Raw genomic sequence first — 14,514 nt, forward strand, 5'->3', positions numbered from 1 at the left:
ACTCGCGGTGCCGCGGCCGGCCGAGAGGGACGGTCAGGAGGGGGTGACGGGGAGCACGTCCGGGGAGAGCGAGCCGGCGTGCGCCGAGGCGCTGGTCATCCGGCGCCGGTGGTGGCGCCGGCACAGCACCTCGTAGCCGATCTCCTCGGCCGGCCGGTTCACGTCGCCGACGACGACCTGCTCGCCCTCCACGACCATCTCGCCGCCCACCGTGCGCGCGTTGTGCGTGGCGCGGGCCCCGCACCAGCACATCGCCTCGACCTGGAGGGTCTCGATGCGGTCGGCCAGCTCGATCAGGCGCTGCGATCCGGGGAAGAGCTTGGTGCGGAAGTCGGTGGTGATCCCGAAGGCGAAGACGTCGAGGTCCAGGTCGTCCACCACCCGCCCGAGCTGGTCGATCTGCTCGGGGGCGAGGAACTGCGCCTCGTCGACGATCACGTAGTCGACCTTGCCGCCCCGGGACATCTGGTCCACCAGGTAGGCGTACAGGTCCATGCCGGGGGCGGCCTCGACCGCCTCGGTCACCAGGCCGAGGCGCGAGGAGAGCTTGCCCTCCCCCGCCCGGTCGTCGCGCGTGAAGATCACGCCCTGCAGGCCGCGCGCCGAGCGGTTGTGCCCGATCTGCAGGGCCAACGTGCTTTTCCCGCAGTCCATCGTTCCGGAAAAGAACACCAGCTCGGGCATGGGAGGTCGGGGACCTTTCGGGTCTGGGGAGCGGAGGGGCCGCGGGAGGGGGACGGGGCGGGGACGGGCAGGGTCAGGAACGGACCTCGAGGAGCGGCACGAGCTGCTCCGCGGGTGTCATCGATCCGTGGACGCCGACCATCGCCGACTCGTGCGGTTCGTTGACGGAGGCGGTGATGATGACGTCGTCGTGGGCGGCGGCGACGACGTCGCCGATCCGGCCGTGCACCCGCTCGTCGATCCCGTCACCGGGCCGGCCGAACCAGCCGAGCGCGACGGCCTCCTCCCGGCTCGCCACCCAGAACTGCTCCCCGAGGACCTCGCGCCAGCAGGTCAGGACGTCGGCCTCGGCACCCGGTACGGCGTAGACGTGGCGGGCACGCCCTTCACCACCGAGCAGGGCGACGCCCGCCCGCAGCTCCCAGTCCTCGTCGAAGTCGATCCGGGACTGCTCGTCGAAGGGGATGTCGACCATGCCGTGGTCCGCGGTGACGTAGAGCGCGGAGCGCGGCGGCAGCTGTTCGGCCAGGCGCTGGACGAGCCGGTCGACGAACATCAGCTGGCCGCGCCAGGCGTCGGAGTCGACTCCGAAACGGTGTCCGGCGCCGTCGAGTTCGCTGTAGTACGTGTAGACCAGCGAGCGGTCCCCGCCGGCGAGCTGCTCGGCCGCGAAGTCCATCCGCTCCTCGCCGGAGAGCCGGCCGTGGAACGAGCCGCCGCTCAGCGCGATCTTGGTGAGCGGTGTGTCCTGGAAGATCGGCGAGGAGACCTGCGCGGTGTGGATGCCGGCCCGGTGGGCGAGCTCGAAGACCGTGGGGTACGGCTGCCAGACGCGCGGGGAGGTCCACGGCTTCCAGCGGAGCTGGTTCATCAGCTCGCCGGTCGCGGGGTTGCGGGCCGTGTAGCCCGGCAGCCCGTGCTCGCCGGGGAACCGGCCGGTGCCGACCGAGGCGAGCGAGGTCGCGGTGGTCGCGGGGAACCCCGCGGTGATCGGGCGCCCGGTGCCGCCGCGCGAGCCGGCGAGCAGCGAGGTGAGGTACGGCGCCTCGTCCGGGTGGGCCAGGATCTGCTCCCAGCCGAGCCCGTCGATCAGGAAGACACAGTTCCGGTCCGCCGGGGCGAGCTCGGGGATCCGGGCCTCGAACCCGGGCACGCCCTGTCCGGCGACGAGGGTGGGGAGGAGGTCGGCGAGCGAGCCGGAGCCGTACGCCGGGAGGGGCGCGGTGTCCAGGGCGAGCGGGACCGGATCGTCCGGCCACCCGGAGGCGACGACGGCGGGCTGCACCATCAGCGGGTCGCCGCGGTGGCTTCGGAGAGCGACTGCGCGAAGGCCAGGGTCTGCCGGACGGTGTCCGGCCCGTCGCCCGCGTCGCTGACGCGCAGGCTGAGGTCGTCGGCGGTGGCGTTCCCGGTGTAGCCGTGGTCGGCGTCGCAGTTGGGGTCGCCGCAGGCGGCGGGCTCCAGGTCGATGCGCGAGACGGCGCCCCAGCCGATGGTGAGGACGACCTCACGGGGCAGGGTGCCGGGGGTGTACGACTCCGGGTTGGCGACGACGCGGCTGACGACGACCGAGGAGATCCGGTCGAGCTTGACGGATTCGGTGGAGGTCGTGGCGTAGGGCGTCGGGGAGCTGGTGTCGGCGTTCTGCTCGTCGGTGTGGCTGACGATGAAACGGTTGGCCGTCAGGACGAGCACGGTGACGTGGCGGCGGACCTCGTTGGAGTCGAACGTGGTCTCCTGGTGGACCAGGTACGACGCGATCGCCTCCCCACCGACGGCGGCCTCCACCGCCTCGGCCACGAGGGCCGGGTAGTAGCCGCTGCGCTCGATCGCCGCGCGCAGCCCCTGGGTCGTCGTACCGGTCTTTGCCATGGACTCCATCCTAATCCGTCGGAAGGGGCGCTCCGGGACGCTTGGGCGAGCACCCCTCCGGCTTGCGGGCCGATGAGGCGGGGCGGGCCGCGCGGAGGGGTGGCCTCTCTCAGTAGCTCGGCAGGCGGCGCGGGCCGAGGTCGGTGCGGGGCGGGGGCGGGGCGAGGCGGACGGTGGCGCCGAGCACGGAGAGCCCGTGCGGGGCCACGACGACGGGTTCCAGGGCGATCGCGACGACCTCGGGGTGGTCGTCGACGAGACGGGAGACGCGCAGCAGCAGTTCCTCCAGGGCCGGGGTGTCGACCGGTGCGGAGCCGCGCCAGCCGAAGAGCAGCGGGGCGGTGCGGATGGAGCGCACGAGCTCGGCGGCGTCCCGGTCGGTGGCGGGGACCAGCCGGTGGGACGTGTCGCCCAGCAGCTCGGAGGGGGCTCCGGCGAGCCCGAAGGACAGCACGGCGCCGACGGCGGGGTCGATGGCCGAACGGACGACGGTGTCGACGCCGCGGGGCACCATCGCCTGCACGACGGGGTGGAGCTCCTCGGGCTTGCCGAGGGCCTGGGTCATCTCGGCGTAGGCGGTTCGCAGTTGCTGTTCGGTGGCGAGGTCGAGCCGGACGCCCCCGAGGTCGGGCCGGTGGCGCAGGTGGGGCGCGGTGGTCTTGAGCGCCACGGGGTAGCCGAGCCGCGCGGCGGCCGCGACGGCTTCGTCGGGGCCGGGCGCGGGCTGCGTCGGCCGGACGGCGATCCCGTACCGCGCGAGCAGCTCGCCCGCCGCGTCCGCGTCCAGGGTCACCCCGGCGGCCTCGGCGTCCTCCCCGAGCAGCCGCTCGATCTGGGCGGCGGCGCCGCTCTCGTCGATGTCCTCGTACTCCGGCACGCGCCCGGGCTCGGCGGCCTGCCGCCGCCACTGTCCGTACCGCACGGCTTCGGCGAGCGCCCGTACGGCCCGCTCGGCGGCGGGGTAGGCGGGGATGCCCCCGGTGGTGCGGCCACCGGGCGCGGGGCCGTCGCCGGTGCGAGGCGCGGAGCCGTCGCCGGTGCGAGGCGCGGGTCCCGGGGGGCCGGGCGGGCCGGACGTGGGGGCACCGGGTGCGCCGGCCGGGGCGGGGGCGACGCGGGAGGCGTCGGGAGCCGGGGGCGTCGAGGCGCCGGCCGTCGGCTGTGCGGTGCCGGGTGCGGGCCGGCCGGCGGCGGACCCCGGGCCGGCCGCCGGCTGCGGTCGCGTGCTGGTGGCGGCGGAGAGGGCCTCCGCCAGACCGCCCATCTCGACGTGTACGACGAGCACCGGCTTCGCCGCGGCCGGGGCGGTGTCGACCGCGGCGCGCAGGTGGGCCGCGAGGACCTCGCCGTCGCCGGACTCGACGGCGCCGTTCTCGCCGACCCAGGGGATCGCCGTCACCACGACCGCGTCGTTGGCGTCGTCCACGAGCGCCGCCGCCAATGCGTCGCGGAAGTCCGCCGGGCTCGCGGCGGTGGTCAGGTCGAGCGGGCGCAGCGGGCGCAGACCCTCCGTCAGGCAGGCGTCGTACGTCAGCAGCCCCAGCGACTCGGAGTTGCCGAGGATCGCCACCCGCGGTCCGGCCGGCAGCGGCTGGCCCGCGAGGAGCAGGCCGGCGTCGACCAGCTCGGTGACTGTGTCGACCCGGATCACCCCGGCCTGCCGGAGGAGCGCGGAGACCGTGGCGTGCGGGATGCGGGTGACGGGCACGCGGTGTCCGGGCGGCGCGCTGCCGCTGTGCCGGGCGCCCTTGACCACGACGACCGGTTTGACCGCCGCCGTGCGGCGGGCCAGCCGGGTGAACTTGCGGGGGTTGCCGATCGACTCCAGGTAGAGCAGCACGACGTCCGTCTCGGGGTCGTCGTACCAGTGCTGGAGGAAGTCGTTGCCGGAGACGTCCGCGCGGTTGCCCGCGGAGATGAAGGAGGAGAGCCCGGCGCCGCGCCGGTGCAGCCCGGCGAGCAGGGCGATGCCGATGGCGCCGGACTGGGTGAACAGGCCGATCCGGCCGGCCGCCGGCATCTGCGGGGCGAGCGAGGCGTTGAGCTTGATCCCGGCGGACGTGTTGATGATCCCGAAGGCGTTGGGCCCGATGATCCGCATCCCGTACGAGCGGGCCTGCCGGACCAGTGCGCGCTGGCGCTCCCGGCCCTCGGCACCGCTCTCCGCATAGCCCGCGGAGAGGACGACGAGTCCGCGGACGCCGTGCTCGCCGCAGTCGGCGACGGCCTCCGGCACCCGCTCCGCGGGGACGGCGACGACCGCCAGGTCCACCGGTTCGCCGATGTCGCCCACGGAGCGGAAGGCAGGCACCCCGTCGAACGCGGCGGGCGCGCCCGCCTCCAGGCTGCGGTTCACGGCGAGGACGCGGCCGGTGTAGCCGGAGGCGACGAGGTTGCGCAGCACCGTCCGGCCCACCCCGCCCGGGGCGCGCCCGGCGCCGATCACGGCGACCGAGCCGGGGGCCAGGAGGCGCTGCACGGAGTGGGCCTCGGCCCGCTGCTCCCGTGCGCGCTGGACGGCGAGCGAGCGGACGGTGGGTTCCAGGTCGAGGTGGAGCCGTACGGCTCCGTCCTCGAAACTGCGCTTCTGGGTGTAGCCGGCGTCCGTGAAGACCTTGATCATCTTGGAGTTGGCGGGGAGCACCTCGGCCGCGAACCGCCGGATGTCCCTCTCCCGGGCGACCGCCGCGATGTGTTCGAGCAGGGCCGAGGCCACCCCGCGGCCCTGGTGCGCGTCCTGCACCAGGAAGGCGACCTCGGCCTCGTCGGCCGGGGCGCTGGCGGGCCGGCCGGTGGCGTCGATGCGGTCGTAGCGCACGGTGGCGATGAACTCGCCGCCGACGGTCGCCGCGAGTCCGACCCGGTCCACGAAGTCGTGGTGGGTGAAGCGGTGGACGTCCTTGGCGGAGAGCCGGGGGTAGGGCGCGAAGAAGCGGTAGTACTTCGACTCGTCCGAGACCTGCTCGTAGAAGCTGACCAGGCGGTCGGCGTCGTCGGCGGTGATCGGCCTGATGCGCGCGGTGCCGCCGTCGCGGAGGACGACGTCCGCCTCCCAGTGGTCGGGGTATGCGTGTTCAGGCTGTTCCGACGCGCTCTGCATGGGGTCAGCCTACGACCGGGACACGGCGCCGGCACCGGTCGCGCACGACGTGGGTGCCGTGCAAGGTAGGAGGGCCGGAGGGCTGTTCCGGCCGGGCCGGAGGTCGGCACGAGCACCTCGCAACCCATGAGAGACTGGTCTAGACAACCGGCCAAGACTTGAAGGGCAACACCATGGCTGAGCGCCGCGTCAACGTCGGCTGGGCCGAGGGCCTGCACGCCCGCCCCGCCTCCATCTTCGTCCGTGCCACCACGGCCTCCGGGATCCCCGTGACGATCGCCAAGGCCGACGGCAACCCGGTGAACGCCGCTTCCATGCTCGCGGTGCTCGGCCTGGGCGCGCAGGGTGGCGAGGAGATCGTGCTCGCTTCGGACGCCGACGGCGCCGAGGTCGCCCTGGACCGTCTGGCGAAGCTGGTTGCCGAGGGGCTCGAGGAGCTTCCCGAGACCGTCTGACGACACCTCACGCGGGAGCCGCATCCGTCCGAATTCCGGCGGGTGCGGCTCCTTCGTCTATTCCGGATTCATCCGGAGCGGTACGAGCCATTTGCTCGCCGCCCGGGAAATGCGCACACCGAATTGCGGGCAGCACGAGATCCGGCCCCCGTATTCACTCTCTTTGTATACGGTGCCACCGTTAATTCCGGATGCTCGCGGTGTTTACGGCATGTTGCGAAGGCCTCACACGGCCGCGCCCGGACCGTTTGGGCCGGTGCCGGGCCAGCGAGCGCTCGGCGTGCAGCGCGGTCAGCGCCCGCGCCCGCTCGGCGTCGCCGCGGGCCACCGCGTCCACGATCGCCCCGTGCTCCGCCCACTCCTCCACCGGCTGCGCCGCCGGCTCGACCGCGTACATCCAGGCGATCTTGTGGCGGAGCTGGGTGAGGAGCGCCGTCAGGGCCGGACTGCCGGCGGCCTGCGCCAGCGTCTCGTGGAACCAGCCCCCCAGGGACCGCAGGTCGTCGCCCTGGCCCCGCCTGGCCCTCTCCTGGCCCAGCCTGACCAGGCCGCGCAGCACCTTGAGATGGGCCTCGGTGCGGCGCTGCGCCGCCCGCGCGGCACCCAGCGGCTCCAGCAGGGCCCGCATGTCCAGCAGGTCCGCCGCCTCCTGCTCGGTGGGCTCGGCGACATGGGCCCCGGCGTGCCGGCGGGTGACCACGAACCCCTCCGACTCCAGGGTGCGCAGGGCCTCGCGGACCGGGACGCGGGAGACTCCGTAGCGGCGCGCCAGCTGCTCCTCGGTCAGCCGGCCGCCGCGCTCGAAGACACCGGAGACGATGTCGTCCCGGATCGCCGTGCATACCGAGTGCGCGGGAATGCGCATGTTCGACCTCCGCCTTAATCCGCGCGAAACCCATCCGATGGACGCCTGTTCGCCGACCCTTCCGTGACTCTATTGCAGCAGAGGGATATTTCCGAAGGCCACCGTCGGCCCATGGATTTCTTTTGGCCTGCAAAAAAGCCCCGGCTCAGTACGAGCCGGGGCTTTTCTGACGCGGGCGGGGTTCAGACGTTCACACCGCGCGCACGCAGGTACGCGATCGGGTTGATGTCGGAGCCGTACTCGGCGGTGCTGCGGGCCTCGAAGTGGAGGTGGGGGCCGGTGGAGTTACCGGTCGACCCCGAGAGGCCTATCTTCTGGCCCGGGGTGACGGTCTGGCCGACCGAGACGCTGATGACCGAGAGGTGACCGTACTGGGTGTACGTGCCGTCGTGCATCCGGATGACGATGTTGTTGCCGTACGCGCCGCCCCAGCCGGCCTCGACGACGGTGCCGGAGCCCACGGAGACGACCTTGGTGCCGGAGGAGGCGTGGAAGTCGACCCCGGAGTGGCTGCCGGACGACCAGAGCGAGCCGCCGGTCTTGTAGCCGGTGCTGACGTACGAACCGGCGACGGGGAGCTGGAAGGAGGCGAGGCGCTTGCGCTCGGCCTCACGGGCCGCGCGCTCCTTAGCCAGGCGGATCTCCTTGGCGCGGGCCTCGGCCTTGCGCTTGGCCTCCGCCGCGGCCTTCTCCCGGGCGGCGGCCTCGACGGCCTCCCGCTCCTGGGCGGCGGCCTGGGCGCTCACGGTGTCCGCCAGGACGTCGGCGACGACGGTCTGGTTGAGGCCGGTGTCCTCCAGCGAGGGGGCTTCCGTGTCGGCGGCGAGCGCCGGGGAAGCGAGGGTTCCGATGACGCCGGTGGTGGCGAGGGTGGCGATGCCGGCGATGCCGGCGCCACGGCGCGCCATACGGCTCGGTCCACGATGCTTCCCGGTGGCACGGGTGAACGCCATGTAGTGGCTGATCCTTTCCTTCCTTCTCGCCTACCGGGTTAGCTGACGGGTTCGGAGCAGGAAGGTCTCCTACGGGCCCCTCCGCACGGGTGCGAAGGCGTCCGATTCACCCCAGGGACTTCGTTGTGGGTCCCCGGCTCCCCAGGCTCGCGCCTGACGGGGACTCGGCGATGACTGTCCGATGCCGCGGGCGCGGCGGGTGCAACTGGCGGACAGCCGGATCGAAGCTAAGCGGACCGCCTTTCAATCGCCAAACAGACAGGCCCGTTTGTAAGACATGCCACAGGGCAAACGATCACCCAGCCCGCCATTCCGGACAAAGCAGAGGACCCCGACATACCACTCGATCGGGGTCCCGCTGCCATGCCTTTTCGGCCACCGGTCTCCGCAATCAGCCGGAGACGACGGTCACTTCGCCGATGCCGAGCGCACGGACCGGCTCCGCGATCGCGGCCGCGTCGCCGACGAGGACGGTGACCAGACGGTCCACCGGGAAGGCGCTGACGACGGCGGCGGTCGCCTCGACCGTGCCCGTCTCGGCCAGCCGCGCGTACAACTGCGCCTGGTAGTCGTCCGGAAGGTGCTGCTCGACCTGGTCGGCGAGCGTCGCGGCGACGGAGGCGGCCGTCTCGTACTTGAGCGGCGCCACGCCCACGAGGTTCTGCACGGCCACGTCCCGCTCGGCGTCCGTCAGACCCTCGGCGGCGAGGGTGCGGAGCACCTTCCACAGGTCGTCAAGTGCCGGGCCGGTGTTGGGGGTGTCCACGGATCCGCTGATGGCGAGCATCGAGGCGCCGTTGCCCGCGCCGTCGGAGCGGAGCACCTGCCCGAAGGACCGGACACCGTAGGTGTAGCCCTTCTCCTCGCGCAGCACGCGGTCCAGGCGGGACGTGAGCGTGCCGCCGAGGCAGTACGTGCCGAGGACCTGGGCCGGCCACACGCGGTCGTGCCGGTCGGCCCCGACGCGGCCGATCAGCAGCTGGGTCTGGACGGCGCCCGGGCGGTCCACGATGACCACCCGGCCGGTGTCGTCGGCCGTGATCGGCGGGACGGGGCGGGCCTCGGCGGTGTCGCCCGTCCAGGCGCCCAGCGTCTCGGCGAGGATCTTGTCCACGTCCACGTCGGTGAAGTCGCCGACGACGACGGCCGTGGCCGTGGCGGGGCGGACGTGGGCCTCGTAGAAGGCGCGGACGGCCGAGGCGTCGATCGCGGCGACCGTCTCCTCGGTGCCCTGCCGCGGCCGGGACATGCGCGAGTCGGCCGGGAACAGCTCCTTGGAGAGCTGCTTGGCCGCCCGGCGCCCCGGGTTCGCCGTCTCGTGCGGGATCTCGTCGAGCCGGTTGCGCACCAGGCGCTCGATCTCGGTCTCGACGAAGGCCGGCGCGATCAGGGCCTCGGCGACCAGGCCGAGGGCCTTGGGCAGCCGGGAGACGGGCACCTCCAGGGAGACCCGGACGCCGGGGTGGTCGGCGTGCGCGTCGAGCGTGGCGCCGCAGCGCTCCAGCTCGGCGGCGAACTCCTCGGCGGAGTGCTTGTCCGTGCCTTCGGACAGGGCGCGGGCCATGATGGTGGCCACGCCGTCCAGGCCCTCGGGCTCGGCGTCCAGCGGGGCGTCGAGGAAGATCTCCACGGCCACCACCTGCTGGCCCGGGCGCAGGCAGCGCAGCACGGTCAGGCCGTTGTCCAGCGCGCCGCGGTCCGGGGCCGGGAAGGCCCACGGGCGGGCCGCGCCGGGCTTCGGCTGCGGGTGGAACTCCATGCTCGTCAAAGACGCGGCGGCGTCGGTCACTGCTCCGCTCCCTCTTCCTCGTCGCTGTCGCTCTGCTCGGCGGCGACCGGCTCGTAGACCAGGACCGCGCGGTTGTCCGGACGCAGGCGGGCCTGGGCCACCGCCCGCACCTCGTCGGCGGTGACGTCCAGGACCCGGTTCACCGCGGTCAGGGCGAGCTGCGGGTCGCCGAACAGCACCGCGAAGCGGCACAGTTCGTCGGCGCGGCCGGCGACGGTGCCGAGCCGGTCCAGCCACTCGCGCTCCAACTGGGCCTGCGCGCGCTCCATCTCCTCGGGCGTCGGGCCCTCGGCCGCGAAGCGGGCCAGCTCCTCGTCGACGGCGGCCTCGATCTCGGGCACCTCGACGCCGCCGGAGGTCTTGACGTCCAGCCAGCCGAGCGAGGGTGCGCCCGCGAGCCGCAGCAGGCCGAAGCCGGCCGCGACGGCCGTGCGGTCGCGGCGGACCAGGCGGTTGTGCAGCCGGGAGGACTCCCCGCCGCCGAGGACGGTCAGGGCCAGGTCGGCGGCGTCGCACTCGCGCGTGCCGTCGTGCGGCAGGCGGTAGGCGGCCATCAGCGCGCGGGCCGGGACCTCCTCCTCGACGACCTCGCGCAGCTGCTCGCCGATGACGTCGGGCAGGGTGCCGTCGCGCGGCGGCAGCTTGCCGTCGTGGGACGGGATGGAGCCGAAGTACTTCTCGATCCAGGCGAGGGTCTGCGCGGGGTCGATGTCGCCGACGACCGACAGCACCGCGTTGTTCGGCGCGTAGTACGTGCGGAAGAAGGCCCGCGCGTCCTCCAGGGTGGCCGCGTCCAGGTCGGCCATGGAGCCGATCGGGGTGTGGTGGTACGGGTGGCCGTCCGGGTAGGCCAGCGCGGTCAGCCGCTCGAAGGCGGTGCCGTAGGGGACGTTGTCGTACCGCTGGCGGCGCTCGTTCTTGACGACGTCCCGCTGGTTCTCCATCGAGGTGTCGTCCAGCGCGGTGAGCAGCGAGCCCATGCGGTCCGCCTCCAGCCAGAGCGCGAGCTCCAGCTGGTGGGTCGGCATGGTCTCGAAGTAGTTGGTGCGCTCGAAGCTCGTCGTACCGTTGAGCGAGCCGCCCGCGCCCTGCACCAGCTCGAAGTGGCCGTTGCCGTGGACCTGCTTCGATCCCTGGAACATCAGGTGCTCGAAGAGGTGGGCCAGGCCGGTGCGGCCCGCGACCTCGTGGCGCGAACCGACGTCGTACCAGAGGCAGACCGCGGCGACCGGGGTCAGGTGGTCCTCGGAGAGCACCACGCGCAGGCCGTTGGCCAGCCGGTGCTCGGTCGCTGTCAGGCCTCCGGAGCCGGCCTCGGCTGTGGCCGTGTGACCCATGGGCATGTACGTCCCTTCGATCGCGATGTGGAAAAGTCCTGCCACTGTATGCAAGCGCGCTGACACCTGGCGAAGTTCCCGCAGGTTCGTGGCGTCCCTCTTCCGGGTACCGCGGCGCTCTCGTACGGCCGACGGACGCCTTGACCGGGTCGCGGTCGGACTTGTCAGTGGCACGGTCCACAATGGTCCGCGTCAGATCAACCATGTTGGTGAAGGAGCCGCAGCCGCGATGGCCCGCCGCAGCACGAAGACACCGCCGCCGGACGACGCGTTCGAGGAGAGAATCCTCGACATCGACGTCGTCGACGAGATGCAGGGCTCCTTCCTCGAGTACGCGTACTCGGTGATCTACTCGCGCGCTCTGCCGGACGCCCGCGACGGCATGAAGCCGGTGCAGCGCCGCATCGTGTACCAGATGAACGAGATGGGCCTGCGCCCCGACCGCGGCTACGTGAAGTGCGCGCGCGTCGTCGGCGAGGTCATGGGCAAGCTGCACCCGCACGGCGACTCGTCCATCTACGACGCCATGGTCCGGATGGCCCAGCCGTTCTCCATGCGCGTCCCCCTCGTCGACGGCCACGGCAACTTCGGCTCCCTCGGCAACGACGACCCGCCGGCCGCCATGCGGTACACCGAGTCCCGGATGGCCGCCGCGGCGCTGATGATGACGGAGTCGATCGACGAGGACACCGTCGACTTCGCGCCGAACTACGACGGCCAGGAGCAGGAGCCGGTCGCTCTCCCCGCCGCGTACCCGAATCTGCTGGTCAACGGCGCGTCCGGGATCGCCGTCGGCATGGCGACGAACATGCCGCCGCACAACCTCGGCGAGGTGATCGCCGCCGCCCGCCACCTGATCCGCCACCCGAACGCGGACCTGGAAGCGCTCATGCGCTTCGTGCCCGGCCCCGACCTGCCGACCGGCGGCCGGATCGTCGGCCTGTCCGGCATCAAGGACGCCTACGAGAACGGCCGCGGCACGTTCAAGATCCGCGCCACGACGACGGTGGAGACCGTGACGGCCCGCCGCAAGGGCATCGTCGTCACCGAACTGCCCTTCACGGTCGGCCCCGAGAAGGTCATCTCCAAGATCAAGGACCTGGTCGGTTCCAAGAAGCTCCAGGGCATCGCGGACGTCAAGGACCTCACCGACCGCGCCCACGGACTGCGTCTCGTCATCGAGGTCAAGAACGGCTTCGTGCCGGAGGCCGTCCTGGAGCAGCTCTACAAGCTGACGCCGATGGAGGAGTCCTTCGGCATCAACAACGTGGCGCTGGTCGACGGTCAGCCCCTCACCCTGGGGCTCAAGGAGCTCCTGGAGGTCTACCTCGACCACCGCTTCACGGTGGTGCGCCGCCGCTCCGAGTTCCGCCGGGGCAAGAAGCGCGACCGGCTGCACCTGGTCGAGGGCCTTCTCGTCGCGCTGCTCGACATCGACGAGGTCATCCGTCTCATCCGTTCCAGCGAGAACTCCGCGCAGGCCAAGCAGCGCCTGATCGAGCACTTCTCGCTGAGCGAGATCCAGACGCAGTACATCCTGGACACCCCGCTGCGCCGGCTCACGAAGTTCGACCGGATCGAGCTGGAGACCGAGCGCGACCGGCTCAACGGCGAGATCGACGAGCTGACCGGGATCCTCGACTCGGACAGCGAGCTGCGCAAGCTCGTCTCCACCGAACTGGCCGCGGTGGCGAAGAAGTTCGGGACGGACCGCCGCACGGTCCTGCTGGAGTCGGCGGGCGCGCCGGTCGCGGCCGTGGCGCTGCAGGTCGCGGACGACCCGTGCCGGGTGCTGCTCTCCTCGACGGGCCTGCTGGCCCGCACGGCGAGGGCGGACCTGCCGGCGGCGGAGGACGGCAGGCGGGTCAAGCACGACGTGGTGGTCTCGGCCGTCGCGGCCACACAGCGGGGCGAGGTGGGTGCCGTGACCTCGGCCGGGCGCCTGCTGCGGCTCGCGGTGATCGATCTGCCCCAGCTCCCGGACACCGCGTCCGCGCCGAACCTCGCCGGCGGGGCGCCGGTGACGGAGTTCCTCAACCTGGAGGACGGCGAGACGGTGGTCTGCCTGACCACGCTCGACGAGTCCTCGCAGGGCCTGGCGCTCGGCACGCTCCAGGGCGTGGTGAAGCGGGTGGTGCCGGACTACCCGGCGAACAAGGAGGAGCTGGAGGTCATCACGCTCAAGGACGGTGACCGGATCGTCGGCGCGACCGAGCTGCGCACGGGCGAGGAGGACCTGGTGTTCATCACGTCCGACGCCCAGCTCCTGCGCTACCAGGCGTCCCAGGTGCGACCGCAGGGCCGTCCCGCGGGCGGCATGGCGGGCATCAAGCTCGGCGCGGGTGCCGAGGTGCTCTCGTTCACGGCGGTGGATCCGGGGGCGGACGCGGTGGTGTTCACGGTCGCGGGCTCCACGGGCACGCTGGACGACTCGACCGGCACGTCGTGGAAGCTGACGCCGTTCGACCAGTACCCCCGCAAGGGGCGGGCGACCGGCGGTGTGCGCTGCCAGCGGTTCCTGAAGGGCGAGGACGTGCTCCTGCTGGCCTGGGCGGGCGAGGCACCGGCCCGCGCGGCGCAGCAGAACGGCACGCCGGTCGAGCTCCCGGAGACCGACCCGCGACGGGACGGCTCGGGCACCCCGCCGACCGCGCCCGTGGCCTCCCTGGCCGGCCCTCTCGGATAGCGCTCCGACCCCACGCGAACGCCCCCTGTCCCGCGCCACGGCGCGGGGCAGGGGGCGTTCGCCGTCCCGCGGCCCGGGTGAGGGCCGGTGTCAGGACGGGTCGCGGGGCGGGACCGTGGGCGCGTACGTCGCCTCGATCCCGGCGACGATCAGGCGCAGTCCGTCCTCGAAGCCGGTGTCGTAGTCGGTGAAGAGCTCCGCCCCGGCCGCCGCCGAGAGGGGGTACTCCGCCAGCCGCTCCGCGCGCCGCTCGACGTCGAAGCCCTCGCGGGGCTGCCCCGGCACCGGCTCGGCGCCCTGCTCCTCCGTCACGAAGCCCAGCGTGAACATGTACGCCGTGGTGCTGGCCCGTACCGCCTGGTGCAGCGAGAAGCCCGCTTCGACGAGCGCGCCGAGCTGGAGCTCCATGTCCGCGGCGAAGTCGGTCCCGGTGAAGCGGGCGCCGCTGTAGACCTTGGCGCCGTCGCGGTAGCGCAGCAGTCCGGCGCGCAGGCCCCGGTTGACCGCGAGGATCCGCTCCTGCCAGCCCAGGTCGCCGGCCGGCCGCGCCGTGGGGTCGGCGACCATCTGCCGGTACATCACGGTCGCCATCTCGTCGAGCAGCGCCTGCTTGTTCTTGAAGTGCCAGTAGAGCGCGGGCGCCTGCACGTTCAGCTCCTGGGCGATCGCGCGCAGCGTGAGCCCTTCGAGGCCCCGCTCGTTCAGCAGGCCCAGCGCGGTCTCCGCCACCTGCGCGGGGTCCAGCCGGTTCGTCTTCTTCGTCGCCACCCCGT

11 protein-coding genes and 1 riboswitch are annotated in these 14,514 nt (G+C 72.7%); of the genes, 2 read left to right on the plus strand and 9 right to left on the minus strand.

The features are described 5' to 3' along the window. Positions 1 to 33: 33 nt before the first annotated feature. The 4 genes from ACE1OA_RS08690 to ACE1OA_RS08705 form a co-directional block, all read right to left on the minus strand. Entirely contained in the window at positions 34 to 684 is a 651-nt protein-coding gene (locus tag ACE1OA_RS08690; protein ID WP_356604173.1) for a thymidine kinase, read from the minus strand. 73 nt (positions 685 to 757) lie between these two features. Continuing rightward, positions 758 to 1,972, minus strand: a complete 1,215-nt coding sequence (locus tag ACE1OA_RS08695) for an alkaline phosphatase family protein (protein ID WP_432752591.1) — start codon at positions 1,970 to 1,972, stop codon at positions 758 to 760. Beyond that, positions 1,972 to 2,556 carry a DUF5998 family protein gene (locus ACE1OA_RS08700; RefSeq protein WP_329115009.1) on the minus strand — a complete coding sequence of 195 codons (585 nt, stop codon included), beginning with the start codon at positions 2,554 to 2,556 and terminating at the stop codon, positions 1,972 to 1,974. Before ACE1OA_RS08700 ends, ACE1OA_RS08695 begins: the two co-directional genes overlap by 1 nt. Positions 2,557 to 2,665: 109 nt before the next feature. After that, positions 2,666 to 5,656 carry a GNAT family N-acetyltransferase gene (locus tag ACE1OA_RS08705; protein ID WP_432752592.1) on the minus strand — a complete coding sequence of 997 codons (2,991 nt, stop codon included), beginning with the start codon at positions 5,654 to 5,656 and terminating at the stop codon, positions 2,666 to 2,668. Positions 5,657 to 5,829: 173 nt separating this feature from the next. Between ACE1OA_RS08705 and ACE1OA_RS08710 the strand changes: the two genes are divergently transcribed. Further along, a complete protein-coding gene (locus ACE1OA_RS08710) occupies positions 5,830 to 6,111 on the plus strand; it encodes an HPr family phosphocarrier protein (protein WP_147976764.1) in 282 nt (93 codons plus the stop codon). 181 nt (positions 6,112 to 6,292) lie between these two features. On the opposite strand, the gene ACE1OA_RS08715 is transcribed toward ACE1OA_RS08710, so the two are convergent. The 4 genes from ACE1OA_RS08715 to ACE1OA_RS08730 form a co-directional block, all read right to left on the minus strand. Further along, positions 6,293 to 6,976, minus strand: coding sequence for a GntR family transcriptional regulator (locus ACE1OA_RS08715; protein WP_356604180.1), 684 nt, complete (start codon positions 6,974 to 6,976; stop codon positions 6,293 to 6,295). 182 nt (positions 6,977 to 7,158) lie between these two features. After that, on the minus strand, positions 7,159 to 7,929 hold the full coding sequence (locus ACE1OA_RS08720; protein ID WP_356604182.1) for a M23 family metallopeptidase: 771 nt from the start codon (positions 7,927 to 7,929) through the stop codon (positions 7,159 to 7,161). Between the two features lie 13 nt (positions 7,930 to 7,942). Next, a riboswitch (cyclic di-AMP (ydaO/yuaA leader) is annotated at positions 7,943 to 8,109 on the minus strand. A gap of 211 nt (positions 8,110 to 8,320) precedes the next feature. Further along, positions 8,321 to 9,688, minus strand: coding sequence for a M16 family metallopeptidase (locus ACE1OA_RS08725; RefSeq protein ID WP_356604359.1), 1,368 nt, complete (start codon positions 9,686 to 9,688; stop codon positions 8,321 to 8,323). 26 nt (positions 9,689 to 9,714) lie between these two features. Then, positions 9,715 to 11,061 (minus strand): M16 family metallopeptidase, encoded by a 1,347-nt coding sequence (locus ACE1OA_RS08730; RefSeq protein WP_356604184.1) that lies wholly within the window; start codon positions 11,059 to 11,061, stop codon positions 9,715 to 9,717. Between the two features lie 223 nt (positions 11,062 to 11,284). Here ACE1OA_RS08730 and ACE1OA_RS08735 point away from each other — a divergent pair, with 223 nt between their 5' ends. Next, entirely contained in the window at positions 11,285 to 13,741 is a 2,457-nt protein-coding gene (locus tag ACE1OA_RS08735) for a DNA gyrase/topoisomerase IV subunit A (RefSeq protein WP_432752593.1), read from the plus strand. Positions 13,742 to 13,831: 90 nt separating this feature from the next. Here ACE1OA_RS08735 and ACE1OA_RS08740 read toward each other — a convergent pair whose 3' ends face one another. Next, the gene (locus tag ACE1OA_RS08740) at positions 13,832 to 14,509 is read right to left on the minus strand and encodes a TetR/AcrR family transcriptional regulator C-terminal domain-containing protein (RefSeq protein ID WP_356777384.1); all 678 of its coding nucleotides are present in this window, start codon (positions 14,507 to 14,509) and stop codon (positions 13,832 to 13,834) included. Positions 14,510 to 14,514 lie beyond the last annotated feature (5 nt).

Source organism: Streptomyces sp. JL2001 (genome assembly GCF_050917515.1).
Classification (GTDB): domain Bacteria; phylum Actinomycetota; class Actinomycetes; order Streptomycetales; family Streptomycetaceae; genus Streptomyces.